Genomic DNA, 25,919 nt, shown 5'->3' on the forward strand with positions numbered 1-25,919 from the left:
GGGTAGCTCCTGGAATAGCCGCGGGTCGCGGAATGGCATTCCGCGCTGCGATGGCGGAGCCGGGTGCCCGGCAAGCACAGTCCCGAAATAGGACGTTTTAGGGAAGCTCGACCTTAACCAGAACCCGGGTCGGGGCGTAAGCGGAAGAACCTTATTCTTTCGCTTACCTCTATGGCCAAACTCCCAAACCCCGCCCGCACTTCCGGTGCCACCACTTCTTCCTGGTTCGGCACTGCGCCCGCCCTGCCCACCTTTGAGCCCTTGCGTGAAAACACCACCGCCGACGTGGTGATAGTCGGGGCCGGCATCGCCGGCCTCACCACCGCTTACCTACTTAGCAAAAAAGGACGCCAGGTGCTGGTGCTGGAAGATGGAGACATTGCCAGCGGCGAGTCGGGCCGCACCACCGCTCACCTTTCGTACGCCCTCGACGACCGGTACACCACGCTGGAAGGCCTGTTTGGCCAGGAGGGCGCCCGGCTGGCCGGCGAAAGCCACGCGGCCGCTATCGACAAGATTGAGCAGATTGTACTGGAGGAGAAAATCGACTGCGACTTCACCCGCCTCGATGGCTATCTGTTTCTGCCCGCCAACGGCAAGCACAAAGAGCTGACCGAGGAGCTGGACGCCGCCCACCGCGTAGGCTTCACCGATGTGGAGTGGCTGCCCAGCGCCGGCCTCGTCGGCTTCGAAACCGGCGAGTGCCTGCGCTGGCCCAACCAGGGGCAGTTTCACATTCTGAAGTACCTCAGCGGCCTGGCCCAGGCCATTGTGCGGCTGGGCGGCCGCATCTGCACCCACACCCACGTGAGCGAGGTGCATGGGGGCGGTACCGCCCGCGTGGTAACCGAAGACGGTGCCGAGGTGAAAGCCCGGCGCGGCATCGTCATCGCCTCCAACACGCCCTTCAACGACCGGGTGGTGATGCACACCAAGCAGGCACCTTACCGCACCTACGTTATCGGGGCCCGCATTCCCAAGGGCTCGGTGAGCAAGGCATTGTTCTGGGATACGGCCGACCCTTATCACTACGTGCGCACTCAGGAAGTGCAGGCCGGCCCCCGCGGCGGGCAGGTCGACTACGACTTGCTGATTGTGGGCGGCGAAGACCACAAAACCGGGCAGCACGACGACCCGGACGCGCGCCTGCGCTGCCTGGAGGAGTGGGCCCGCGAGCGGTTCCCCAGCATCAAAACCATCGAGTACCGCTGGTCGGGGCAGGTGATGGAGCCCGTCGACTGCCTGGGCTATGCCGGGCGCAACCCCCTCGATTCCGATAATGTGTACATCATCACCGGCGACTCGGGCCACGGCATGACGCACGGCACGCTGGGCCCCATGATTGTGGCCGACCTGATTGAGGGCCGCGAAAACCCCTGGGCCAAGCTCTACGACCCCGGCCGCGTGACCGTGAAGCCCGAAAGCACCAAGGAGTTCCTCATTGAGAATGCGAACGTGGCCATGGAGTACACCGAGCTGCTGACGGGCGGCGATGTGAAGTCGGCCGACGAGATACCGGCCGGGCACGGCGCCGTGCTGCGCCGGGGCCTTACCAAAGTGGCCGTGTACAAAGACGAGCAGGGCGAAACCCACGAGTGCTCGGCCATCTGCCCGCACCTGGGCTGCGTGGTGCACTGGAACGGCCTGGAAAAAAGCTGGGACTGCCCCTGCCACGGCTCCCGCTTCACCGCCCTGGGCGAGCTACTCAGCGGCCCGGCCAATACCGGCCTGGGTGAGGCATAGAGCCTTCTGGGTATAAGCCCAACAGTAAATTCTGCTAACTATTAACTAATAAATAATTGCGGGTGAAAACCCCGCCCAGACCCCTCATGCCTACCCGCAAGACCAAAAAAGAGCCGAATGAGACGGCCTGCCCGCCCCCGCGGGGCATACTTATCGCCATTGGTGGCCACGAAGACAAAACACCCGCCCCCGGCACCGACCCCAATGCCGAATACACCACCGAAAGCATTTTGCAGCGCTTTGTGTCCGAGCTGCGCGGCAAGAAAAACATCCTGATTGTCCCCATTGCCTCGGAGGAGCCGCAGGCAGCTGCCAAAGACTACCTCGACGTGTTCGGTACCATGGAGGTGGGCAAGCTGGAAGTGTTCGACCTGAACGACCGCGCCCAGGGACACGACCCGGAGGCGCTGCGCCAGCTGGAGGAGGCCGACGGCCTGATGTTTACCGGGGGCGACCAGCTGCGCCTCACCGCCCTGCTGGGCGGCACGCCCTGGCTGCGCCGCCTGAAGGAGCGCTACACCACCGACGAAATTGTGATTGCGGGCACTAGCGCCGGGGCTGCGGCCATGAGCACGCCCATGATTTACCAGGGCCGCAACAACCAGGGCATGATGAAAGACGAAATCCACGTCACCACCGGCCTGGAGTTTCTGCACGACGTAGCCATCGACACCCACTTCGTGGCCCGGGGCCGCATCATCCGCATGGCCCAGATTATCTCCACCAACCCCGGCTGCATTGGCCTGGGGCTGGAAGAAGACACGGGCGTGGTGGTTACCAACGGCTGCGAGCTGGAAGTGATTGGCTCCGGCGTGGTAACCATTGTGGATGGGCACGCCTGCACCTACACCAACATCCACGTTATTGAGCCCGGTGACCCCTTCACCATTCGCGATTTGCGGGTGCACATTCTCAGCAACGGCGAGCGGTATACCCTGCCCGTACAAGAAGACTTGCACCGCTAACCAGATTGTATTAAAAGCAGAAAGCCCCGCCTGATTAGTCAGGCGGGGCTTTTTGCTATTGCTGAGTGGGCTTAGTGCGTCAGCACCATGCGGCCGGAAGTGGACTTGCTGGCGGTGGTGAGCTTGTACACGTAGGTGCCGGCGGCCAGCTTGGAGCCATCGAACACTTGTTCGTGCCAGCCGGCAGTCTGCACTTCGCTGGTGAGGGTCTGCACGCGCTGGCCCAGCAGGTTAAACACTTCCAGGCGCACGGCCCCGGCTTCGGGTAGGTTGTAAGTGAGCACGGTCTGGTTCTGGAAAGGGTTGGGAGCAGCGGCAACAACCTCGGTCTGGCTAGCCTGGCTGGTGCCAGCCGTAGCCGTGCCGCGGGCCGCGGTGGGCATGTTCCACTGGTCGTGGGTGCGGGTTACGATAACGGCGAAATCGGCGCGCTTCACGGTTTGGGCCGGGCGGAAGGTGGCGTGCAGCACGGGCTGCAGGTCGTTGGGCCCCTGGGTGATGCTGTAGAAGGCGTTGATGATGTTCATGTCCAGGGCTACCTGCACGTAGCCACGCAGGCTGGCCGGAATCTGGGCTTCGTCGTCGATGGCAATGCGCTGGCCGTTTACCAGCACCGTTACCGGGCCGCTGCTGTTCTGGGCGCGGTTCTGCAGGCCCAGGCTCTGCACCAGGGAGTAAGCCAAGCTGGCGCGGTTCACGGCGGCGTTGGGCGAGAATACGCCGGGGGCTACGGGCAGCATCACGCCGTTTTTGGTCTGGTACCGGTCGCGCAGGGCCGCACCCTGGGCCGTCACCGACTCAGCCAGCAGCCGGTCGCGGGTGCTCACGTCGCCGAACGTTACCGAGCCGTCGAGGGGCAGGTACTGGCGAATGGCCTGGCCCATCATCAGGTAGTCGGCCAGCTGAATGCGGGTCAGGTCGCGGTCGGGGGCGAAGCCCGAGGGCAGGCCATCAACCAGGCGCTTGCTTACGGCCAGCTGAATAGATGCCTCGGCGGGGTGGCCCACTACATCGGCCAGGCCGGTGGAACCAGCTGCTTGGTTCAGGATGATGGCGCCGGAAACGGTTTCCGGGAAAGCCGCACCCTGCAGGCCATCGAGGCGCACCGTCCAGGTGCCGGGCTCCGGCGAGGCTACGGCCACGGCACGGCCGGGGCTGATGGCAAACAGTACCGAGATGCCCGACGCGTAGCGGCGGCCGCTGGGCGAGAACAGCACCAGGTTGACGGGGTTGCCGGTTTCACCGAGCAGGCCGGTCAGCTTGCAGTTTACTTCCAGCGAGGAAGTGCCGCTGGCCACGCTAAAGGTAGTGGAGTTGGTGGCCGTAGTGGCCGGGTTGTAGTTGATGGTGAAGCTTCTGCGCGAGGTGATGGAGTTTACGCTGCTGTTGAAGATGCGGGTAGCGTTGGAGAAGGTGCCGTAGCCGGCGGTGCGGAAGGCGCGGTCCACCGCGGCAAAGGCGTTAACCATGCCGCGGCCTACTTCCCAGGATTCGCGGTTGGGCAGGTTGGTGGCGGTTTCCTCCAGAATGGCTTTCACCTGGTAGGGCGTCAGGGCGGGGTTGGCATCCAGCATCAGGGCCACTACGCCGGCTACGTGGGGCGCCGCCATGGAAGTACCGGTGAGGTGGGTGTAGAAGGGCAGGTGAGCCGGCGACATGCCCGAGTTGATGTCCTGCTGGGTGCTGAGGGCCCCGATGGGGGAAACGGCCCGGGCCGAGATAATGTCGGTGCCGGGCGCCGTCACCGTGGGCTCATCGCGCCAGCTGAAGGTCTGGCCGTCGGCGCTGATGGTGCCGCCCACGCCCTTGCGGCCCCGCGACGACGAGGGCGCCAGCACGCCGGCCTTGTCGGAATTGGCTACCGTGATAACCCAGGGTGCTTTCTTGTACTTGCCGGTGATGGTGCCCGAGCCGGCGCCGGAGTTGCCAGCCGAGAACACCACCACGATGTTGCGGTCGACGCAGCGCTTGGTGGCCATGGTGATGGGGTCGCGGGTGTCTACATCGGTGCTGATGTCGCTGGTCGTACCAAACGAGTTGGTGATAACGCGGATGTTGTAGCGGAACTGGTTGACCAGGGCGTAATCGAAGGCCCCGATAACGTCGAGGATGAACAGGCCGGCGCCGGTGCCGTAGCCGACGATGTCGGCCCCGGGGGCCACGCCGGCGTGCAGGCCATTGGAAGCCGCGCCGGTGCCGCCGGCGATGCCGGCTACGTGGGTGCCGTGGCCGCCGGTCTGGTCGGTGTTGGCTACGTTTTCAACGTATGTGATGGGCAGCATGGCATCCTGGGCGTTCAGGTTGGTAGTGCCCAGCACGTTTTGCTTGAGGTTGGCGCCCAGGCGCAGGTCGGGGTGGGTGCCGTCGATGCCGCTGTCGTTTACCACCAGCCCGATGCCATTGCCGGAAACGGGCAGGCCGCCGTTGCGCATGGTAAAGGCGGGGTTGAGCCGCACGCGCTGAGCCCCGGTGAGAGCCGTGGCGCCGTCGTTGTCCAGGGCCAGGGAGCGGTTCAGGTAGAGCGAAAGCACGCTGGGGTCGGCGGACAGCTGGGCAATCTGGGCGTCGGTGGCCAGCACGCCGGCAATGGGCAGCTCCCGCAGCGTAATGCCCTTGGTAATGCCCACGCTGCTGAGCGCTTGCAGTGCCGCCGCAGAGGGCGCACCCGAGCCCTGGAACGTTACAATAACCTGATGTACGCCGGGCGTAGCAGCCACCGCAGCCTGTAGTTCGGGGTCAATCAAGGCCTGAGCCTTTACCGCCATGGTGCTGCCCATTGTGAGCGCCGCCATAAGTAGTATTCTCTTCATAGCAAGTGGTAAGCTGGGATTGTAAAAAATGGAGGAATTGCTCGCACTTACGAAATGGATTCGCAGGAGGATTGCCGGTTTATTGAAAATTTCATCAAAAAATCAAGTAAACTCAGCATGCATACTTTCTGCGGCCAGTTAGCGAGCTAGCTAAGGGATTGGGAAATTGAAACTTACAGCCAGGGAAAACGACCTTGTTAAAAGGCAATTAATTATCCGGTGCTTCTGTAAATAGTAATAATATTTTTTTGCAACATGCAAGAAAAGGGGGCAAAAGCCTGGCGCCAACCGTTTGTTTTCTCTGGGACTTACGTAAAAGGCCTGTCAAACCAGCCGCGGAGCGGCGCCCCGTTGGTAGCAAACCCTTGACGAGCAAGTGCCGCAAAGCGGCGGCATTCATACCCACGCCAATGAGCCGCCGCTTTGCGGCTTGTGGTATGCCAAAGCAATGCAGCAGGCCCATCTTTGCAGCTCCTGCCATTCGCCCATCTGCATGAACAGCCAGACGCGCCGCCTCCACTACTTCTTCTTCGGCCAGAACTTCTCCGATGGGGTGCGCATCACGCTGTCCATTCTGCTGCCGGCGCTGGTACTGGCGCAGCTGGGGCACTTTGCCGAAGGCCTCACCATTTCCACCGGGGCCCTGTGCCTCAGCATTACCGACATGCCCGGCCCGGTGGGGCACAAGCGCAACGGCATGCTGGCGGCGCTGGGCTTTGTGCTGCTGGCGTCGGTGCTCACCGGCCTGGTAGCCCGGCAGCCGTGGCTGCTGGGGGCCGCCGTGGCGCTGCAGGCATTTGTGTTTACCATGCTGCTGGTGTGGGGCGCCCGTGCTGCGGCTGTGGGTACGGCAGCCCTGCTGGCCATGGTGCTCACGCTGGCCCGGCCCCTGCCTTTGGCCGAGGTGCTGCCCCACGCCCTGCAGCTGGGGCTGGGAGGTGCCTGGTACATGGGCCTGGCCTTGCTGGTGCATCGGGTGCAGCCCTACCGCCCGGCCCAGCAAGCAGTAGGGGAGTGCGTGCACGCCCTGGCTTACTTCCTCGATTTGAAGGCCCGCTTCTACGACCCCAGCACCGACCTGGATGACGACTTCCGCCGCCTCGTGGCCCAGCAGGTAGTGGTAAATGAAAAGCAGGAGGCCGTGCGCGAGCTGCTGTTCCGCACGCGGCAGATTGTGAACGAAAGCACCAGCACCGGCCGCCGCCTGGTGCTCACCTTTGTCGAGACGGTGGACTTGTTTGAGCACGTCACGGCCATCCACTACGACTATGCCCACGTGCGGGCAGTATTCGGCGAGAGCGGCATTCTGCCGGAAGTATCCCGGCTGATTCGTGAGATTGGCGCCGAAATCGACCACCTCGGAGCTGCCATTCAGGCGGGGCGGCCTTATACGCGCCCGTCAGGCAACCTGGGAGCCGGGCTGGCCCAGCTGCAAAGCCACGTGGCCGCCCTCGACGCCGAGCCCAAGGCGGCCGGCCGCACCCGGGTGCTGCGCAAAATCCTGGTAAACCTGCGCGACATCATCAAGCGGGTCGAAAACATCCGGCGCTACTTCGACGAGAGCCTGCTGCCCCAGCGCAACCGCCGCCGCGCCGCCGAGCACGCCCGCTTCGTGGCCCACCAGGACCTGGAGCCGGGGGCCTTCCGCCAAAACCTGACCCGCCACTCGGCCGTGTTCCGGCACGCCGTGCGCATGATGCTGGCCTGCGTGCTGGCGTTTACCCTGGCCGAAACGCTGTGGCAGGGCCGGCACAGCTACTGGATACTGATGACCGTGACCGTCATGCTCAAGCCCGGCTTCAGCCTCACGCGGCAGCGCAACGTGCAGCGCATTGTGGGCACGCTGGCTGGTGGGGCCCTGGGCGCTGCCTTGCTCTGGCTGCTGCCCCAGGCCGAAGGCCGCCTGCTGGTGCTGCTGGGCTGTATGCTGGTGGCCTTCAGTGTGCAGCGTACCTACTATGCGGTGTCGGTGCTGTTTCTCACGGTGTGCGTGCTGGTGCTGTTCAGCTTTCTGGGCCTGGGCTACCTGGGCATTTTCGAGGAGCGGGTTATTGATACTCTTATGGGCTGTGGCATCGCGTTTGCGGCGGGCTACTTCCTGTTTCCACGCTGGGAGTCGGAGCAGCTGCACGACTTCATGGCGGCTGTGCTGAAGGCCAACCTGGCCTACCTGCGGCAGCTGGCCGACCGCCTCGGCGGGCGCCCGCCGGCGCCCACGGCCTACAAGCTGCTGCGCAAAGAGGTGTACGTAGCTTCGGCCAACCTGGCGGCGGCCTTTCAGCGCATGCTGTCGGAGCCCAAGAGCACCCAGCGCCACCCCCGGGAAATCCACGAGTTCGTGGTGCTGAACCACATTCTCACGTCCAACATCGCCTCGCTCACGGCGGCCTTGCCGGAGGTGCCGCGCGCCATTCCGGCGCCGGCCCTGGAAAGCCGCCGGGCCCTGGCCAGCGCCGCCACTGCCCTGCAGAAAAGCCTGGCCCGCCTGCAGCCCCAGGCCCCGGCCCCGCCGGCCGAGCCCCGCTTTCTGGAGCCCACGCCCGCTCTGGCCGCCGCGCCCACCGACAAGCCCCTGCTGGAGCAGCTGGCTTTCCTGCAGAAGGTGAGCACCGACATTGGCAAGGTAACGGAAGCCATTGCCCAGGGCTGAGCAGGCTGGCCCCCACGGCCGGCAAGGCACTGGCCGCGCGGGCGGCCGTTAGAGAATAATTATTCTGAAAATCAGGAGAGTATTCATGTGTGGCGTAAAAATTGCGGCTAAGCGGGAACTATTTTTCTCACACCTAATCTGCTTGCCCATGCGCTACTCTTTACTCTTCCTGTTATCGCTGTTGATGAGCTGCGGCCTGGCTTTGTGTGGCCAACAGCAGGCCCGCGCCACCCACATCCTGGGCGGGCAATTAACCTACGTGAACGTTGGGCCCAATCAGTACGTGGTGACGCTGTCCCTGTACCGCGACTGCTCCGGGGCTGGCCTGCCCGGCAGCATGACCCTGACCGTGCGGCCCTCCACCAGCTGCACCGCCACGCCGGCTCCTGCCTACCCTATGAATGCTGTACCAAATTCTCGATATGTAGGTAGCCAGTACTGTCCGGCCCAACAGCAACAGGCCCAGTGTACCAGCGCTGGTACATTACCTAACTTTGAGTCTGAGCAGTACCGTACAGCTACCATTACCGTATTGCCTGGCCAGTGGACAATGAGCACTGAAATCTGCTGCCGCCCCTATACTGCTAACCTTGTGGGGCAGGGCAACTTCCGCTACGAGGCCCAGCTCAACAACCGCATTGTGGTGAATGGTCAGAACGTGGACATTCAGAACAGCTCGGCTCAATACTCGCTCTTGGACATTCCGGTGCCCTTTGTGTACGTCAACCAGCGCACCACCATCGGCTTCAACACCACCGACCCTAACAATACCCCGCTAGCCCCCGACACCGACTCGCTGGTGTACTCATTGGTTGCCCCTTTGGACCAGTGCAACGTTCCCGTCGTTTATAAGCCCTATCCCAACAATACTATTGCAGTGGTACCGGGCAGCAACCCGCCCTGCTACATTCTGCCTCCAACGAATACGCCTGCCAATTACACCCCCATGCTACCTATGCCCTTATCTTTTAGCACTACCGGAGTCTGTCCCGTGCTGCAAGGGGTTAATAGTGGTCAATTCGTCTTTGATGCAAGCGCGGGTTATTTTACCTTCACCCCCTCCAGCTACGTGAACTCAGCGCCCAGCGCGGGCGACAACAAGTACGTGGTAGTGGGCAAGGTCGATGAGTACCGCCGCCTGCCCGGCTTTGGTAACCGCCGCTTCCTGGTGGGTTCAGTGCGCCGCGAAATCGTGATAATTATTATCAACGGCACCAATAGCGTACCTTCTCCACCCACTGCTTCCTCTACTCCCGGATCGGGCACTACTACCGTTTCAACAGCCGATTCGCTGTTTATCACGATTCAGCCCTGCAACTACTCGCGAGTGCTACTGCGCTTCACTGACCCCGACCCCCAGGACTTACTGACGGTAATCTACACTGGTCAAGGCGACATTAATACTGACATTCTGCAAAGCGGCGACATTGGTAGTTATAGCCTGTCTGGCAATGGTACTGCCCAGCCAAGGATACGCTTCGATTTTCAGCCATCACCAAGTCATGCCGGGCGGGTACTGCGCATTCCTTTTGTTGTTTTGGACAATGCCTGCCCGGTACTGGGCTTCCAAACAAAGGTGCTAGTAGTGCGCATAGCCCAGGCCCGCCGCGACCTGGCCACTATTGCAGTCACGGGCGGCTCGTCGGGCTCCAGCAGCGTCACCACCAACCTGGCCACTGCCTGCCAGGGCGGCTCGCTGATGCTGCACGGCCTGATAAGCCGGCCCGACTCGGTGCGCAACGGGCTGCAGACCTACAGCTACGCCTGGACCGGCGCCGGCATTGTGGGCACTTCCAACACGCGCAGCATCACCGTGGCCCCGCAAGCCACCACCCGCTACCGCCTCAACGTGACCCCCAACAACGGTTTCCAGCAGGGCGTGTGCGGCGATACGGCCTCGGTGCTGATTCAGGTGGCGCCGCAGCCGCCAACGCCCAATATCAGCCGCAGCGGCGCTATGCTGGTAAGCAGCGCCGCCACTGGCAACCAATGGTTTATAAATAACAGCGCCATCAGCGGGGCCACCGGCAACACGCTCACGCCGAGTGTGTCGGGCAGCTACACCGTCGCGGTGCGTACGGGCAGTGGGGCCGTGCAGTGCGAGTCGGGCCGCTCGGCTGCCGTCGCAGTGTCTTCAACCCGGCAGCCGCTGCCCGGTTCCAGCCTGCGCATCGTGCCCAATCCCACCCCCGACGGCCACCTCACTGTGCTGCTCAGCGGCTACCGGCAGGCTACCACGCTCGTCCTGTTCGACGTGCTGGGCCGGCCGGTGCAGTCGGCGGCCATTGCCAGCCCCAACGCCCAAGGCACCTCATTCCCGCTCGACCTGAGCCTGCTTCCAGCCGGCGTGTATGTGCTGCGCGTGAGCACCGCCGGCGGCGTCGATGTTTGCCGCATCGTACGCGAATAACAACCCACACCACACACCACTATTCTTTCAACCAAAAAGCCTGCCCTGTTGGGTAGGCTTTTTTGGTTGAAGGCGGGCACCGTGGCCGGTAAGCACCCACCCGGCAGGGCCCGTTGGTTGAGGTTTTTAGAGCGCCCGCTCAACACCAAAAGGGGCCTGCTACAGGCCGTGGTCGCCGGCAAAGCGAATAAGGGCGGCCACATTGTGGAGCTCCAGCTTGTGCAGAATGTTGCGCCGGTGCGTGCCTATGGTAAACTCGGAAAGGGAAAGACGGGCGGCCATGTCGCGGGTAGAAAGGCCTTCGCAGATAAGGCGGATGATTTCCCGCTCACGCGTCGACAGCCGGTGCAGCTTGAGCAGGGCGCCGGCATCGGGCGAGAGCGACGGTGCCATGGTGCTCGGCAGACGCGGAAAGCTGAGCTGGCCCTGCGCCACGCTTCGGATGGCAGCCAGCAGCTGACTGGCATCGGCGGCCTTTGAGACAAAGCCATGCGCTCCGGCGGCCTGCACGCGCGCCACTACCTCAGTCGTTGAGAGGGTGCTGAACACCAGTACGCGCAAGTCGGGCCAGTCCTGGCGCAGGCGCGGCAGCAGCGTAAAGCCATCGGGTGGGGGCAGGTGCAGGTCGAGCAGCAGCACGTCGGCGGCGGCCGGCACCGGGGGCTGGGGCAGCCAGGCCAGCAGGTCGGCCCCGGAAGCCAGCTGGCCCACCACCTGCAGGTCGGCTTCGCTGTGAAGCAAAGCCGCCAGGCTTTGGGTAAGCATTTGGTGGTCGTCTACAATCAATAGGCGATGGGGCGCGGGCATGAGCGAAAGAGGGGGAGGGAGGGCATGGCGGGAATAAATAGCGGAATAGGATGCAGAGTAGTAAAAGGATATACGGGCCGGAAGCTAGTAGGGGAGCTGCACCACCACGCTGGTGCCCTGGGGCGAGCTATCGATGTGCACCCGGCCCCGCAGGTAGTCGGCGCGGGCGCGGACGCCGCGCAGGCCAATTCCCGAGGCCGCCGACTGCTCGGCAAAGCCGCGGCCGTTGTCTTCCACCAGCACTTCCAGCAGGTCGGGGTGGCGCAGCACTTGCACGTGTACCTCGGTAGCCCCGGCGTGGCGCACGGCATTGTTCAGGAGCTCGGCCGCGATGCGGTAGGCGGCCTGCTGTAGGGGGGAGGGCAGCTCGTCGAGGCCCTGGTCGCAGTACATGCGCACGCTGGGGCTGCCGTGCAGGCTGATGAGGCTGCCCAGCGCGTGCAGCGACTCGCCGAGGCTGTTCTTACCGGGGGTAGCCGGCAGCAGAGCGTGGCTGAAGGTGCGCACGTCGTCGCGCAGGTGGCGCAGCAGCAGCTCGGCCTGCTGGCCGGCGCTGGCGGCAGCCGGGGAGGCGGCCAGGGCCTCGCGCACGGCCGGGCCCTGCCAGGCCAGGTGCAGCGCCGTGAGGTTGGGCCCCAGGGCGTCGTGCAGCTCGCGGGCCAGCTGCTCCCGCTCTTCTTCCTGGGCGGCAATGAGGCGGGCACTTAAGGCGTTACGCTGGCGCAGCTGGCGGATGCGCAGCTGCTCGATGTGGCGCAGGGCATGGCGGAAGCGGCCGGTAAGCAGGGCGCTCAACAGCAGCAGCTCCAGAAACAGGCCCCAGGCGAGGGTGTTGGGGTAGATGGGATTGAAGCTGCTAAACCCCAGGTGGTTTAACCAGAAAATGGCGAAGCCGGTAAAAAAGAAGAAGTAGGTAAGGGCGTAGGAGGCAGCCAGCTGCCGGCGCCGGCGGGTGAGCAGTACCGTAAGCAACGAGCCCCAGCCGTAGGCAAACACCGCCACCAGCAGCAGCTCCCGGGCGGTGTTGAGGGCCTGAACCAGCTCCAGGCTGTGCCGCACGGCCCAGGGAAACAAGCTGGCATAGGCGGCTACAAACCCCACGGCTCCCGCCGCCAGCCAGTTGCCGGCCCGGTGCAGGCGGGGCCAGCCGCTGCCCAGGCTCAGAAACAGCTGCATGATGCGGATGCCCCCCGCCGCGGCCAGTATCATCAGGTTGTACTGGCCGATGGCCCACAGCAGCTGGTACAGTCCGGTGGGCATGAGCATGGCGTCGAGCCCGTCTTCCATCATCAGAAACAGCGTGACGCACAGCACGTAGGCAATGTACCACAGGTGAATCCGGTCGCGCAGGAAGGCGTACAGCACCAGGTTGAACAGGGCGCTGCTGAGGTAGAAGCCCAGCAGCCACACCCAGTGCCGCTCGAAGGGAAAGCCCATCTCCCAGGCCAGGAAGTGCTCCACGGTTTCGATGTAGGTGGGCAGATACAGGCCGCCGGTGTGCACGTCGATGCGCAGGTACAGCAGGGCCGGCTCACCCGGGGCCATGGTAAAGGGCAGGCTTACGGAGCGGGCCGGAAACTGCCGCTCGGCGGCCGGCACCCAGGAGCTTCCCGTGGCCAGCCGGATGAAATTTGGGTCGCCCTGCCGCCGCACGTAGAGCGCGGCGCTATCCACGAAGTTGAAGATGCTCCACACAAAGCGCAGGCGCTGGGCTTCGGTGTTGCGAACAGGCAGCCGCAGCCACACCCGCTCGTGCCGGATGCCCAGGTTCAGGGTCTTGTGCCAGGGGCCGGGCTGGAACCTGCCTTCCTGGTAGCGGGCCTCGGCCTGCTCGGGGCTGGGGGCCACCTCAAAGGGCTCAGTGTAGTAGCGGTAGGCTTCCGAGATGTGCACGCCTTTGGGGTCTTTCAGCAGCAGCGTGTCGCGCAGCTGGCCGGGCGGCTCGGCTCCCATAGCCCGACCAGGCGCCAGCAGTGCGCACGCAGCCAGGCAGAATAACAGTAACCGTAAGGACACAGACAGTTGGTAAGGTAAAAAACAAGGCAGCAGAAAGATGCAATCACGCTGCCTTCTCCTACGGGGGCAGCCGAAAGCGGTTTGCGCCGTCGCTTGACAATGAGCTTTCTGCCTGCTTCAAAGTGAGGCGAAAGGCTAGCTAAAAAGGCCCGCGCTACCAGTAGCGCGGGCCTTTTTAATATTGAAAAAACCTTACTTGCCCGCCTGCCCCTCGGGCTTGAGCGTGCGGCCCAGCCAGTCGAAGAACACGCGCTGCCACACAATGGCGTTCTGGGGCTTCAGAATCCAGTGGCCTTCGTTGGGGAAGTACAGGAAGCGGCTGGGAATGCCTTTCAGCTGGGCCGTGCCGAAGGCTTCCATGCCCTGGCCTTCGGGTACGCGGAAGTCTTTGCCCCCGTGGATGACCAGGATGGGCGTGTCCCAGTTCTTGGCAAACTGCTGGGGGTTGAAGTCGGTGTAGGACTTGTGCAGCGGCATTTTCCAGGGGGCGGCGCCGATGTCGTGCTTGGCAAAGAACATCTCCTCGGTGCTGGGGTACCAGCTGGTGAGGTTGTAAAGGCCGCAGTGCGAGATAAACGTTTTGAAGCGCCCCTGGTGGTTGCCAGCCAGGAAGTACACCGAGTAGCCGCCGTAGGATGCCCCTACGCAGCCGCGCCGGTCCTTGTCGACATACGGCTCTTCCGACACCTTGTCGATGGCCGAGAGGTAGTCGCGGATGGGCTGCCCACCCCAGTCGCCCGAAATAGCGTCGTTCCACTCCCGGCCAAAGCCCGGCAGGCCGCGGCGGTTGGGCGCCACCACGATGTAGCCGTTGGCGGCCATGAGCTGGAAGTTCCAGCGGTAGCTCTGCGTTTGGGTGATGGGCGACTGCGGCCCGCCCTGGCAGTAGAGCAGGGTGGGGTACTTCTTGCCGGGGTCGAAGTCGGGCGGGAAGATGACGAACACCTGCATCTGTTTGCCGTCGGTGGTGGTCACGCGGCGGTCTTCCACGCGGCCCGTCCGCACATTCGATAGCTCCTGCTGATTAATGAATGTCAGCATTTGCCCTTTCCCAGTTTTTAGGTTAATAAGTGCAATATCAGCAAAGGAGGTGAGGCTAGTGGTGTTGGCTACGACTTGGTCTTTCCCTACAAGCTCAAACGAGTTGAAATTCTGCGGTCCCGTCGTAATCTGGCGGATTTTGCCGCCCTTGGCCGGTACCTCAAACAGCTGCTCGGCGCCGGTCACCACGGACGCGAAGTAAATGGTTTTGCCGTCGGCGCTCCAGCGCAGGTTGCCCCCGCTCAGCTCCGAGCCAGCAATGAGGTCCTGCCGCTTTTTGGTGGCGAAGTCGTACACCATAATGGCGTTGCGGTCGCTCTCGAAGCCGGGCGTGGCCATGCTTAGCCAAGCCAGCTGCTTGCCGTCGGGCGAGAACACCGGCTCGGTGTCGTAGCCCATCAGGCCCTCGCTCAGGTTCTGGGTTTTGTTGTTGTGAATGTCGTAGAGGTAGATGTCGGAGTTGGTGCTTTCGGCCTCGGCCTTGCCGGTGAGCTTGCGGCTGGTGTAGGCTATCTGGTAGCCGTCGGGCGAAAAGGCCAGCTGCTCGGCGCCGCCCATGGGCTGCAGGGGCGCGTCGAACTTCTCGCCGGCCATGATGTCCTTGCCGTAGCCCTGGGGCTTGCCGTCGGGGCCGATGGGCTGGAAGAACACGTGGCTGGCCTTGTGGTCGTCCCAGGAGCTCCAGTGCCGGTAGTTCAGGTCGTCGATGATTTTGACATCGGCCTTCGGCAGGTCCGGAAACAGGTCCTTGGCATCCTGCGACACCTTCACGTCCTGGGTGTACAGAATGAAGTTGCCCTTGGGCGCGTACTTCAGGTTGCCCAGGCCCTCGTCGGGAAAGCTGCTGAGCTGCTCCTTGCCCGAGCCGTCGGCGTTTATCACGTAGAGCTGGTCGGTGCCGCTCTCGCCCGATAGGAAGGTGAGCTTGCCGTCGTTGCGCCAGTTCAGGGTATTTTCTGAGCCGGGGGTGCTGGTGAGCTGCTTGGGCGTGCCGCCGGCCACGGGTACCACCCAGATGTCGGCGTTGCCTTTGTTGTCGGCGATGTTGTAGCGGGTCACGGTGTAGGCCACGGTTTTGCCATCGGGCGACACCTGCATCTCGCTGAGGCGGCCCAGCTGCCAGAGCTTTTCAGGGGTGAGGACGTTGGTGGGATTTTGCGCTGCCAGGGCCAGGGGCAGCAGCGCCAGGGCTGCGGGGAGTAGTTTGGTCATGCGTCAGAAAATGTGCCTGCCAAGTTACAGCCGTGCATTTGGTTTAAGGTTGCTGGTTTCTGGTTTATGGGTTTCAGTTGTTGGTTAGAGGCTTCCTGCTCTTGGCATTGGCCGTGGAACAAGCATTTTATTTATCGCAACAAGCAACCAGAAACCAGTCCCTCCCCGGAATTCCACGAAAAAGCCCCGTCAGTCAAACTGGCGGGGCTTTTTTAGGTGGCTTCAGGACCACAGGTAGCGCATAAGCGCAGTGAATTCTTAGCTCTTCTTACGGCCGGAGCCGCCGGGATGTTTCCCGCCGCCGTCATTTTTGTTGACAGTGGCCCAGGCGCGGGCTTCGGCTTCGTCTTTCGATACCCCGCGCTTTTCGTAGCTTTCTTCGATGTGCTCGGCCTGACGCTTTTGCTTGTCGGTGTACTTGGATTTATCTCCCTGTGACATGGCAGTAGGTAGTTGGAAACGTGGAAGGAACGTTGCTTCGGTCAGGAAGCAGCCGGGTGGTTTACGAACGGGCCAGGAGGTAGTTATAGCTGAGCTTGGCAAAGCAAAGCGCGGTGCCGGCTGGCTTCTGCCCTGGCGTGTACTGAATTTTTTGCCCGACAAGGCAGATAAAAGGGCGGCAACTGTTCGCAAGAGGCTATCTTCGCACACGGCTTACGCTGTTCGAATTCCTTATGCGCCACGTCGCCGATATTCCGCATCCTTCCGTCAAAATCACCCTGCTGGCCTGGAATGGCAAGTTCCTGCTCAAGCTGGAGCAGGGCAACCTGGAGCAGACTTATAAGGTGGCCGAGCTGGACCTGAGCACCGGCACCGATGCCGAAGTACGGGAGCTGCTCGACGAGGAGTTTCTGGCAGCGGCCATTGCACGCTTCGCCGCAATGCGGGCCGACTTACAGGCTGCATTCGACCGGCACGAGCTGCGCTGAGTTCTTTTAACTGCAAAAAACATATTATGAATAAGGTTATTCTACTGCTGATGGCCCTGGGCCTGCTCACCAGCCATGCGGCCTCGGCCCAGCTCTACGACGTACGCACCGGCGAAACCAGCTACAACAAGGGCGCCCGCGCTACGCTTAACGTGCAGGTAGACGGCAGCGCCAGCAACGTGCGCGACTACCTGCAGAAGTGGATGAAGGACAGCTACAACGTGAAGTTCAAGAGCGGTGGCGTGATGGGCATGGGCAAAAATGCCGTGCTCGAAGCCAAGGGCGTGCAGGCCAGCACCGTCTCGGGCAAGCTAGTGAACCTCTACGCCACCATCATCGCGCCCTCCGACACGGTATCGGAAGTAGGCCTGTTCGGCGGCTTCGACGACAACACCTTTTTCGATGCCGAGAAGACCCCCAGCGAGCACGCAGCCCTGCGCTCTATGCTGCAGAATTTCGCCAGCGCGGCCCGCACCAAGGCGTACCGCGACATGATTGAGGAGGCCGAGAAAAAGCTGAAGGAAACCGAAAAGGAAAAGAACCGCCTGGAAAAGGAGCGCCTCAGCCTGGCCGCCAACACCGCCGCCAACCTGCTGAAAATCGAGGAGCTGAAGCGCCAGAACGAGCAAAATACCCTGCTCTCGCGGGCCGACTCCACCCAGCTGATTCGCAACGGGCAGCAGCGCGAGCTGGAGCGGGCCCGCCTGCAGCGCCGCCGCGACCGCCTCTCGGCCCTGGACCGTAAAAATTAGCCCTGGGCTCGTTGGAGTCGTACTATTACGCATGCAAAATCCGCTCTCGCCGATTGAAACCCTGCGCCAGCTCAAGGAAATGCTCGATGCGGGCACCATTACCCCCGCCGAGTTCGACACGCTAAAGCAGCAGCTGGTATTTACCAGCCCAACGCCAAGTGCCGCTGCGTCCGACCCGGACGACAACCGTGTTGATATACTACCGCTGCAGCCGGAGGAGGTACCCATTACCGGCCCGGCTGAGTCGTCGCCCATGCCCACGCTAGTCACGGAGCCGGCGGCGCTGTGGCAGAGCGGCCCGGCCGAGGAAACGCCCCCGGTAACCGGACTGCCCCTGGCCGACGAGGAGATGGAAGGGTTTGAAGCCCCCCGGCCCCGTAATCCGCTCAACCTGGTGCTGTCCATAGTCGGGCTGCTGGCCCTGCTCTCGCTGGTGCTCTACCTGTCGTTCAACAACCGCTCCTCGGAACACCTGACCAGCGGCAGCAAAACGGCCGAAGACTCGCTTTCGGCTACGATTGAGGAAGGACCGCAGGCCGAGCGGCGGGAGCAGACCTTGGCGGAGCCCGAAACCGTACGACTGGGGCCAGCTAACCCACCGCCGTCGGTAGCGGTGCCCCGGACTGCGCCCGCCGCTCGCGACTCTGCCGCGTCCACCACAGCTACTGTGGCCGACTCCGTGGCTCATTAGCAGGCAGGGGAGGAGCGCCGGGCCGAAACGCTGACGGGATAGTGGCGTATGCCACAAGGTCTGCCGGGCCGGCTAATGCGGCTCTGCCCTCACCTAAATGCTTACCACTATGCGTTTGCCACGTTTATTTCAGCAGGGCTACACTGTGTTGGCCATTGGCGCGGCCCTATGGCTCAGCAGCTGTAACCACAATCAGAAGAAGGTCGACGACGATGTGCCGGTAGAGGCGGCCGATACCCTGCACACGCCCTCGGCCGTGAAGCAGCAAGGGCTGGCCGATTCCCTGCGCTAGCATTTTGACGTTCTTTTTCTGGGTGTTAACAGCTGTTTCTGCGTAGCTTGGGGCAGCAAAGAAGGTCTTACTGCGGGTTTTCTTATTCAAATTAGCCTTTGATTGTAAGGTTGATTCGTAAACCCGAATACAGGTTTTTGCTTTGCTCTCAGAGGCTTTACATTTGCGCTGTTCCACCCAGCTCCCTGACCTTCTATGGATGCTTATTCTTATGTCGCCAACGCCGACACTGCGGCAATTGAGGCGCTTTATCAGGCTTACCAGCAAAATCCCGAATCGGTGGACTTTGGCTGGCGCAAGTTTTTCGAGGGCTTCGATTTTTCGCAGCAGTTCCCGGAGGAAGGCCAGCCGCTGAACGGCAGTGCCGCCGGGGCCGCTACGCCAGCGACCAACGGGGCCGCCAGCCGGCCCAATGGCAATCAGCCCCAGGACTATGGTGTGCTGAACACCAGCGCTTCTACTAATAATGCCGGCAGCTTTGCTACCGGTAGCGGTGCCCCGGCCGACAAAGAGACGGCTGTGCGCAACCTCATCCATGCGTTTCGCAGCCGCGGCCACCTGCGGGCCAAAACCAACCCGGTGCGGGAGCGCAAAGACCGCAAAGCCCGCCTCGACCTGCAAAACTTCGGCCTGAGCGAGACCGACCTCGATACGACCTTTCGCCAGGGCGAAGAGCTGGGCCTGGGCCAGAATGCCAAGCTGCGCGACATCGTGGCCGCGCTGGAAAAGATTTACACCCGCAGCATCGGCTTCGAGTACAAGTACATCCGCGACCCGCAGGTGCTGGACTGGTTTCAGCAGAAAGTGGAAAAAGACTCGCTGGCCTTCAACCCCGGCGTAGACTATAAGAAGCGCATTCTCAAGAAGCTGAACGAAGCCGTGGTCTTCGAGAACTTCCTGCACACCAAGTTTCTGGGGCAGAAGCGCTTCTCGCTGGAAGGCGGCGAAACGGCCATTCCCGCGCTGGATGCCATTATCAACAAGGGCGCCGAGCTGGGCGTGCAGGAGGTGATGATTGGCATGGCCCACCGCGGCCGCCTCAACGTGCTGGCCAACATCATGGGCAAGACCTACGAGCAGATATTCTCGGAGTTCGAAGGCACGGCCGTGCCCGACCTGACCATGGGCGACGGCGACGTGAAATACCACATGGGCTATAGCTCGGAGGTGGAAGCCGCCGGCGGCCAGAAAGTAAACCTGAAGCTGGCACCCAACCCCTCGCACCTGGAGGCGGTGAACCCCGTGGTGGAAGGCTTCGTGCGGGCCAAGATTGACCACCAGTACGGCGGCGACTACCACCAGATTCTGCCCATCCTCATCCACGGCGACGCCGCCGTGGCCGGGCAGGGCATTGGCTACGAGCTGACGCAGATGTCGCAGCTGGAAGGCTACAAGACCGGGGGTACCGTCCACTTCGTGATTAACAACCAGGTGGGCTTCACAACCGACTTTGAGGACGCCCGCTCGTCGATTTACTCCACCGACCTGGCCAAAATCATTGATGCCCCTGTGCTGCACGTGAACGGCGACGACCCCGAAGCCGTGGTGTTTGCCGTGCAGCTGGCCACCGAGTACCGCCAGCAGTTCCACGCCGACATCTTCATCGACATGGTGTGCTACCGCCGCCACGGCCACAACGAGTCGGACGAGCCCAAGTTCACCCAGCCCACGCTGTACAACGTCATTTCCCGCCACCCCAACCCCCGGGAGGTGTACAACGCCATGCTGGTGCAGCGCGGCGACGTAGATGCCGAGCTGGCCAGCCAGATGGACAAGGAGTTCCGCGACACCCTGCAGGCCCGCCTCGACATGGTGAAGCAGAAACCGCTGCCCTACAACTACCAGGCCCTGGAAAACGAGTGGCGCAGCCTGCGCCGCTCCAAGCCCGAGGACTTCGACCAGTCGCCGGAAACCGGCATCAGCGAAGACACGGTGCAGAAAGTGGCCAAGGCCTTGACTACCATTCCCGAAGGCTTCAAGCCCATCAAGCAGATTGATAACCTGCTGAAGGAGCGCCGCAAGATGTTCTACGACACCCGCGTGCTGAACTGGGCCGCCGGCGAGCTGCTGGCCTATGGCTCGTTGCTGGCCGAAAACCACATTGTGCGCGTAAGCGGGCAGGACGTGCAGCGTGGCACCTTCTCGCACCGCCACGCCGTATTGCACGACGCCGAAACTTCGGCGCCCTACACCTCGCTCAACCACCTGGAGGGCGAGCAGGAAAACCTCAGCATCTACAACTCCCTGCTAAGCGAGTACGCCGTGCTGGGCTTTGAATTCGGCTACGCCATGGCCAACCCCACGGCCCTGGTGGTGTGGGAAGCCCAGTTCGGCGACTTCGCCAACGGCGCCCAGACCATGATTGACCAGTTCATCGTGAGCTCCGAAAGCAAGTGGCAGCGCATGAACGGCGTGGTGATGCTGCTGCCCCACGGCTACGAGGGCCAGGGCCCGGAGCACTCCAACGCCCGCCCCGAGCGGTTCCTGCAGCTTTCGGCCGAGCACAACATCATCGTGGCCAACATGACCACGCCGGCCAACTTCTTCCACGCCCTGCGCCGGCAGCTCACCTGGAGCTTCCGCAAGCCCCTGGTGGTGATGTCGCCCAAGAGCATGCTGCGCCACCCGCTGTGCGTGTCGCCCCTGGAGGAGTTCACCTCCGGCAGCTTCCGCGAAGTGCTGGGCGACACCTACGCCGAAGCCAAGAAAGTGAAGCGCGTGCTGCTGTGCTCGGGCAAGGTGTACTTCGACCTGCTGGAAGAGCAGCGCACCTCGGGCCGTACCGATGTGGCCATTGTGCGCCTGGAGCAGCTGCACCCCTTCCCTAAAAAGCAGCTCGACGCCGAGCTGGCCAAGTACCCCAAGGCCAAGCTGTACTGGGTGCAGGAAGAGCCTGAGAACATGGGCTACTGGAACTACATGCTGCGCTACCTGCGCCGCGAGCTGGAAGATGTTATTGCCCGCAAGCCCTCGGCTTCGCCAGCTACGGGCTACAACAAAATCCACATCAAGGAGCAGAAAGACCTGGTGGGCCGCGCCTTCGACAAGCCCCGGGAAGCCGTGGCCGACGACAACATCAAGGAAACCGTGGCTACGGCCAAGGCCAGCGACTAGCTGCTGTTCCGCTAAAATCAAATCCTGCCGCCCGGTGCCCGGCCGCGTGGCCCCAACCTTACCTTTATTCTTTTCTCGCCCACCCCACTTTGTATGGCCCTGGAAATTAAAATCCCCGCCGTTGGCGAATCCATCACCGAAGTCACCATTGCCAAATGGCTTAAGAAAGACGGCGAGGCCGTGAAGCGCGACGAGGTTATCGCCGAGCTGGAGTCGGACAAGGCTACTTTCGAGCTGCCCGCCGAAGCCGACGGCACGCTGAAAATCCGCGTGGCCGAAGGTGAAACCATTGGCATCGGAACGGTAATCGCCGACCTGGACGGTGCCGCCGGGGCTTCGGCTGCCCCCGCTGCATCGCCGGCAGCAGCGCCCGCTGCCTCCTCAGACGACCCCATCGCCAAGGGCGAGTCTACGCCCGAAGCCAGCAACCAGTCGGGCTACGGCGGCGAGCCGGCCGGCAATGCCAGCAGCAACCCCGATACGCCCGGTGCGCCGGTGGCCAGCGGTGCTGCTTCGGGCAGCGCGGGCGGTGGCTCCATTGAGATGAAAATTCCCGCCGTAGGCGAGTCCATCACCGAGGTGACGGTGGCCAAGTGGCTAAAGGAAGACGGCGCCCAGGTAAGCCGCGACGAGGTGATTGCCGAGCTGGAGTCGGACAAGGCCACCTTTGAGCTGCCCGCCGAAGGTAGCGGCACCCTGCGACACGCCGTGAAGGAAGGTGAAACCATCACCATCGGCGCCCTGATTGCGCGCATTGAAGGCGGGGTAAGCGGTGGAGGTGCTCCGGCCGCTCCGCAAGCCGCCCCGGCGCCGGCAGCGGCTACGCCGGCCATGGCTCAGCCTTCGGCTGGCGGTGCCAGCACCTATGCTACCGGCGTGCCCTCGCCCGCGGCAGGCAAGATTCTGGAAGAAAAAGGCATCAAGCCCGGCGACGTGAGCGGCACCGGCCGCGACGGCCGCATCACCAAGGAAGACGCGCAAAACGCCCAGGCCAAGCCGGCTGCAGCTCCGGCTCCGCAGGCTGCACCTGCCGCGGCTGCCGCCCAGGCACCAAGCGCCAACAACCAGGCACCAACTGCCGGCAGCCGCAACCAGCGCCGCGAGCGCATGAGCAACCTGCGCAAGACGGTGGCCCGCCGCCTGGTGAGCGTGAAAAACGAGACGGCCATGCTCACCACCTTCAACGAGGTGAACATGCAGCCCATCATGGACCTGCGCGCCAAGTTCAAGGACCGGTTCAAGGAAAAGAACGGGGTGAACCTGGGCTTTATGTCCTTCTTCACCAAAGCCGTGTGCGTGGCCCTGCAGGAGTGGCCGGCCGTGAATGCCCAGATTGACAACGGTGAAATCGTGTACTCTGATTTCTGCGACATCAGCATCGCCGTGTCGGCCCCCAAAGGGCTGGTGGTGCCGGTGATTCGCAACGCCGAGCAGCTGTCGTTCGAGGGCATCGAGAAGGAAGTGGTGCGCCTGGCCACGCTGGCCCGCGACAACAAGCTCACCATCGAGCAGATGACCGGCGGCACGTTCACCATCACCAACGGCGGCATCTTCGGCTCCATGATGAGCACGCCCATCATCAATGCCCCGCAGTCGGCCATCCTGGGCATGCACAACATCGTGCAGCGCCCCGTGGCTGAGAACGGGCAGGTAGTGATTCGTCCCATGATGTACCTGGCCCTGAGCTACGACCACCGCATCATCGACGGCCGTGAGTCGGTGAGCTTCCTGGTGCGCGTGAAGGAGCTGCTCGAAGACCCCACTCGCCTGCTGCTGGGCGTGTAAGCGCTACAAGAAATAACAGCAACAAAAAACCGGCCTCTGGTAAACAGGGGCCGGTTTTTTGTTGCTTGCTACTGCCAGCTAATGTCATTAAAACTAACTTAAAAGGCCCTGGTAAAGTAGAGCTTGTAAACCTGTGTTTACCACTTTTTAATTTGTATGGATACCCAAACTTTACTGCACTGGCTGTATGTAGGCGCCATGATTGGTGGCGCGCTGTTGTTCTGGACCTGGAGCCGCAACCCCAAAGGCGTGCCGCAGTACGAGTACAGCATCGCCATGATGATTCCCATCTGGTCGGCGCTGGCATACATGGGCATGGCACTGGGCCAGGGCAAAACCGAAGTAGCCGGGCAGGTAACGCACTACGCCCGCTACGCCGACTGGGTAGTAAGCACCCCGCTGCTGCTGCTGGCACTGGCTTTCACGGCCATGTTCTACGTAGCCAAGGAGGAGCGCAGCAAAACCCTGCTCTTCGGCCTGGTGGCGGCCGATGTGGTGATGATAGTCTGCGGCCTGTTTGCCGACCTCTCGGAGTCGAGCACCGCCCGCCTGATGTGGTTTATGTGTGGTGTGGGAGCCTTCCTGGGCGTGCTGTACCTGGTGTGGGGCCCGCTGCGCCGCATCGCCAACGGCAGCGACCCCGAGCTGGGCGCCATCTACTTTAAGCTGGTGAGCTTTCTCACCATTCTCTGGATTAGCTACCCCACCATCTGGGCGCTGGGTCCGTCGGGGCTGCACTTGTTTGGGCAGACCACCGAAACGCTGCTGTTTGTGGTGGTGCCGTTCTTTTCCAAGGTGGGCTTCAGCATTCTGGACTTGTATTTCCTGCGCGACCTGGCGCCGCGCAAGCCGGCCTACCACCACGCCAAGGCCTGAGCCTGGGGAGTACTACATCAACACCCGCCGGGGCTTGCGCCGACGGGTGTTTTGGTTTTAAGGACTTGCGCTCCGCTGCCAATGATTTGCTCAACCTGGCTCCCGGGCTTGCGTTAACAGGTGCTCATTCCTTTCACCTTATGAAAACAGAAACTTCCCCCAAATACCGCCCCGCCAAATTCTGGCCTGCCCTGGGCTTTGCTACCCTGGCCGGCATGCGCAGCATGTCGGCACCCGCCCTGCTCACGCATCATTTGTCGAACAAGCCTTCGTGGTTTCTGCTCAACTCGCCGCTGCAAGTGCTGCAAAAGCCCTGGGTAGCCACGGGCCTGAAGCTGGTGGCGGCCGGCGAGATGGTAGCCGACAAAATGCCGGGCATGCCCGACCGCACCGCCCCGCCCGTGCTGCTGGGCCGCCTGCTGTCGGGCGCGCTGGTGGGGGCAGCCTGGTATAAGTCGCGCGCGGGCAGCGCCCTGGCCGGCGGCCTGGTGGGCGGCCTGGGCGCCGTAGCCGCTACCTTCCTCAGCCTTGCCCTGCGTAAGGAAATCAGCGCGCAATCGGGGGCCGATATGGCTGCCGTGGGCGTGGGCGAAGACGCCGTCGTGCTGGGCGGCGGAGCGGCCCTGCTCAAGGCAGTGGGGTAGCCGGCGGGCCCGAGCCGGGCTTCACTTTGAGCTCAGCTCAGCGTCCGAAACCGAGGCGTACCCGGCCGGACTGGCCCGGTTCGGCCGCCGGCCGCCCAGCACCACCAGCATCACGGCTACTACGATGAGTACCGCGCCGCTGCCCATCTGCAGGTTGAGGGCCTCACCGCCGAAGGCCCAGCCCAGCAGCACGGCCACGGCCGGGTTCACGAAGGCGTAGGTGCCGGCCAGGGCGGGCTCTACCACCCGCAGCAGCCAGATGTAAGCCGAAAATGCCACCCAGGAGCCGAAGGTAACCAGGTACACGAAGGCGCCCCAGGCCTTGGGCGAAATGGCCGAGACGTTGACCTGGGTGGCTTCGCCGTGCAACAGGCCGGCAATGCCGAGAAACACCCCGCCGCACAGCATCTGCATGCCCACCCCGACGAAGGGCGAGCCGCTGGTGGGGTTTTTCTTGGAGTACAGCGAGCCCACCGACCACATAAAGGCGGCCATGAGCACCAGGCCCACGCCCAGCAGGTGGTGGCCGGGGTAAAGCACCGCCGTGGCCGTGCGGTTGCTGGCCAGCAGGTACATGCCCACCATGCCCAGCACCAGCCCCCCGGTGACCTTGGCTGTGGGCCGCGGCGTGATGCCGCTGGCCCAGCCCATCAGCGCCAGAAACATGGGCACCGAGGCCACCATCAGCGCGGCCAGCCCCGAAGGAATGTACTGCTGCGAAAACGTGGTGCCGCCGTTGCCAAACAAGAGCAGGCAGAAGCCCACCACCGAGGCCCGGAACCAGTCCTGCCGGCTGGGGGCAGGCGAGCCGCTGAAGCGCATCACGGCATACTGCACGCCGCCCGCCAGCAGGTAGCGCACCGAGGAAAGCAGCAGCGGCGGCCATGCTGTGAGTGCCACTTTCGTGGCCAGATAGGTGGAACCCCAGATAAGGTAAAGGGAAAGCAAAGCCGCCGCCACCAGGAAACGGGAGGGCGCGGCCGGCGCAACAGGTAAAGACATTGTAGGCGGGAAAAGCCGGTAAGCTGACAACGGCAGCCTTATACGGGCCGGCAAAGGTACCGGACGTCGCCGGGGCCGGCGGGCCGGCCAGACCTCAGCATACCTTCTGCGCCATCTCTGCGGTGAAAAAGCATCAGGGCGCGTTCCCTGTTACCTTTGCCCCGCTTCATCAACTGCTTC

Annotated in this window: 18 protein-coding genes; 12 read left to right on the forward strand and 6 right to left on the reverse strand. The window is 62.9% G+C overall.

Annotation, left to right across the window (positions count from 1 at the left end; translation table 11 throughout):
• Positions 1-171: 171 nt before the first annotated feature.
• Both ABD919_RS02590 and ABD919_RS02595 read left to right on the forward strand, forming a co-directional pair.
• Positions 172-1,743 (forward strand): FAD-dependent oxidoreductase, encoded by a 1,572-nt coding sequence (locus tag ABD919_RS02590; protein WP_345233499.1) that lies wholly within the window; start codon positions 172-174, stop codon positions 1,741-1,743.
• Positions 1,744-1,829: 86 nt separating this feature from the next.
• Entirely contained in the window at positions 1,830-2,708 is an 879-nt protein-coding gene (locus ABD919_RS02595) for a cyanophycinase (RefSeq protein ID WP_345233501.1), read from the forward strand.
• Positions 2,709-2,779: 71 nt separating this feature from the next.
• Here ABD919_RS02595 and ABD919_RS02600 read toward each other — a convergent pair whose 3' ends face one another.
• Positions 2,780-5,518 (reverse strand): S8 family serine peptidase, encoded by a 2,739-nt coding sequence (locus tag ABD919_RS02600; RefSeq protein WP_345233503.1) that lies wholly within the window; start codon positions 5,516-5,518, stop codon positions 2,780-2,782.
• A 493-nt stretch (positions 5,519-6,011) separates the two neighbouring features.
• Here ABD919_RS02600 and ABD919_RS02605 point away from each other — a divergent pair, with 493 nt between their 5' ends.
• Together ABD919_RS02605 and ABD919_RS02610 are read left to right on the forward strand one after the other, a co-directional pair.
• Positions 6,012-8,168 (forward strand): FUSC family membrane protein, encoded by a 2,157-nt coding sequence (locus ABD919_RS02605; protein WP_345233504.1) that lies wholly within the window; start codon positions 6,012-6,014, stop codon positions 8,166-8,168.
• 148 nt (positions 8,169-8,316) lie between these two features.
• Positions 8,317-10,578, forward strand: a complete 2,262-nt coding sequence (locus tag ABD919_RS02610; RefSeq protein ID WP_345233506.1) for a T9SS type A sorting domain-containing protein — start codon at positions 8,317-8,319, stop codon at positions 10,576-10,578.
• Between the two features lie 159 nt (positions 10,579-10,737).
• On the opposite strand, the gene ABD919_RS02615 is transcribed toward ABD919_RS02610, so the two are convergent.
• From ABD919_RS02615 to ABD919_RS02630, 4 genes are all read right to left on the reverse strand, one after another.
• Positions 10,738-11,385: a response regulator gene (locus tag ABD919_RS02615; RefSeq protein WP_345233508.1), complete on the reverse strand. Its 648-nt coding sequence runs from the start codon at positions 11,383-11,385 to the stop codon at positions 10,738-10,740.
• A gap of 84 nt (positions 11,386-11,469) precedes the next feature.
• Positions 11,470-13,338, reverse strand: a complete 1,869-nt coding sequence (locus tag ABD919_RS02620) for a sensor histidine kinase (protein WP_345233510.1) — start codon at positions 13,336-13,338, stop codon at positions 11,470-11,472.
• A 255-nt stretch (positions 13,339-13,593) separates the two neighbouring features.
• Entirely contained in the window at positions 13,594-15,654 is a 2,061-nt protein-coding gene (locus tag ABD919_RS02625; RefSeq protein WP_345233512.1) for a S9 family peptidase, read from the reverse strand.
• Between the two features lie 258 nt (positions 15,655-15,912).
• Positions 15,913-16,095 carry a hypothetical protein gene (locus ABD919_RS02630; RefSeq protein WP_345233514.1) on the reverse strand — a complete coding sequence of 61 codons (183 nt, stop codon included), beginning with the start codon at positions 16,093-16,095 and terminating at the stop codon, positions 15,913-15,915.
• A 233-nt stretch (positions 16,096-16,328) separates the two neighbouring features.
• On the opposite strand from ABD919_RS02630, the gene ABD919_RS02635 reads away from it, so the two are divergent.
• The 8 genes from ABD919_RS02635 (at position 16,329) to ABD919_RS02670 (ending at position 24,737) form a co-directional block, all read left to right on the forward strand.
• Complete coding sequence (locus ABD919_RS02635; RefSeq protein ID WP_345233516.1) at positions 16,329-16,583, forward strand: hypothetical protein; 255 nt, start codon at positions 16,329-16,331, stop codon at positions 16,581-16,583.
• A gap of 26 nt (positions 16,584-16,609) precedes the next feature.
• Positions 16,610-17,335, forward strand: coding sequence for a hypothetical protein (locus ABD919_RS02640; protein ID WP_345233518.1), 726 nt, complete (start codon positions 16,610-16,612; stop codon positions 17,333-17,335).
• A gap of 31 nt (positions 17,336-17,366) precedes the next feature.
• On the forward strand, positions 17,367-18,026 hold the full coding sequence (locus ABD919_RS02645; RefSeq protein ID WP_345233520.1) for an SHOCT domain-containing protein: 660 nt from the start codon (positions 17,367-17,369) through the stop codon (positions 18,024-18,026).
• A 109-nt stretch (positions 18,027-18,135) separates the two neighbouring features.
• Positions 18,136-18,318, forward strand: a complete 183-nt coding sequence (locus tag ABD919_RS02650) for a hypothetical protein (RefSeq protein WP_345233521.1) — start codon at positions 18,136-18,138, stop codon at positions 18,316-18,318.
• 195 nt (positions 18,319-18,513) lie between these two features.
• Positions 18,514-21,432, forward strand: a complete 2,919-nt coding sequence (locus tag ABD919_RS02655; RefSeq protein ID WP_345233523.1) for a 2-oxoglutarate dehydrogenase E1 component — start codon at positions 18,514-18,516, stop codon at positions 21,430-21,432.
• Between the two features lie 93 nt (positions 21,433-21,525).
• Positions 21,526-23,217 carry a 2-oxoglutarate dehydrogenase complex dihydrolipoyllysine-residue succinyltransferase gene (odhB, locus tag ABD919_RS02660; RefSeq protein ID WP_345233525.1) on the forward strand — a complete coding sequence of 564 codons (1,692 nt, stop codon included), beginning with the start codon at positions 21,526-21,528 and terminating at the stop codon, positions 23,215-23,217.
• A gap of 156 nt (positions 23,218-23,373) precedes the next feature.
• Positions 23,374-24,093 carry a bacteriorhodopsin gene (locus ABD919_RS02665; protein WP_345233527.1) on the forward strand — a complete coding sequence of 240 codons (720 nt, stop codon included), beginning with the start codon at positions 23,374-23,376 and terminating at the stop codon, positions 24,091-24,093.
• A gap of 140 nt (positions 24,094-24,233) precedes the next feature.
• Complete coding sequence (locus tag ABD919_RS02670; protein ID WP_345233528.1) at positions 24,234-24,737, forward strand: DUF4126 family protein; 504 nt, start codon at positions 24,234-24,236, stop codon at positions 24,735-24,737.
• Between the two features lie 21 nt (positions 24,738-24,758).
• On the opposite strand, the gene ABD919_RS02675 is transcribed toward ABD919_RS02670, so the two are convergent.
• Positions 24,759-25,739 carry an EamA family transporter gene (locus ABD919_RS02675; RefSeq protein ID WP_345233530.1) on the reverse strand — a complete coding sequence of 327 codons (981 nt, stop codon included), beginning with the start codon at positions 25,737-25,739 and terminating at the stop codon, positions 24,759-24,761.
• Positions 25,740-25,919: the final 180 nt, after the last annotated feature.

Origin of the sequence: Hymenobacter saemangeumensis, from assembly GCF_039541835.1 — a bacterium.
GTDB lineage: Bacteria > Bacteroidota > Bacteroidia > Cytophagales > Hymenobacteraceae > Hymenobacter > Hymenobacter saemangeumensis.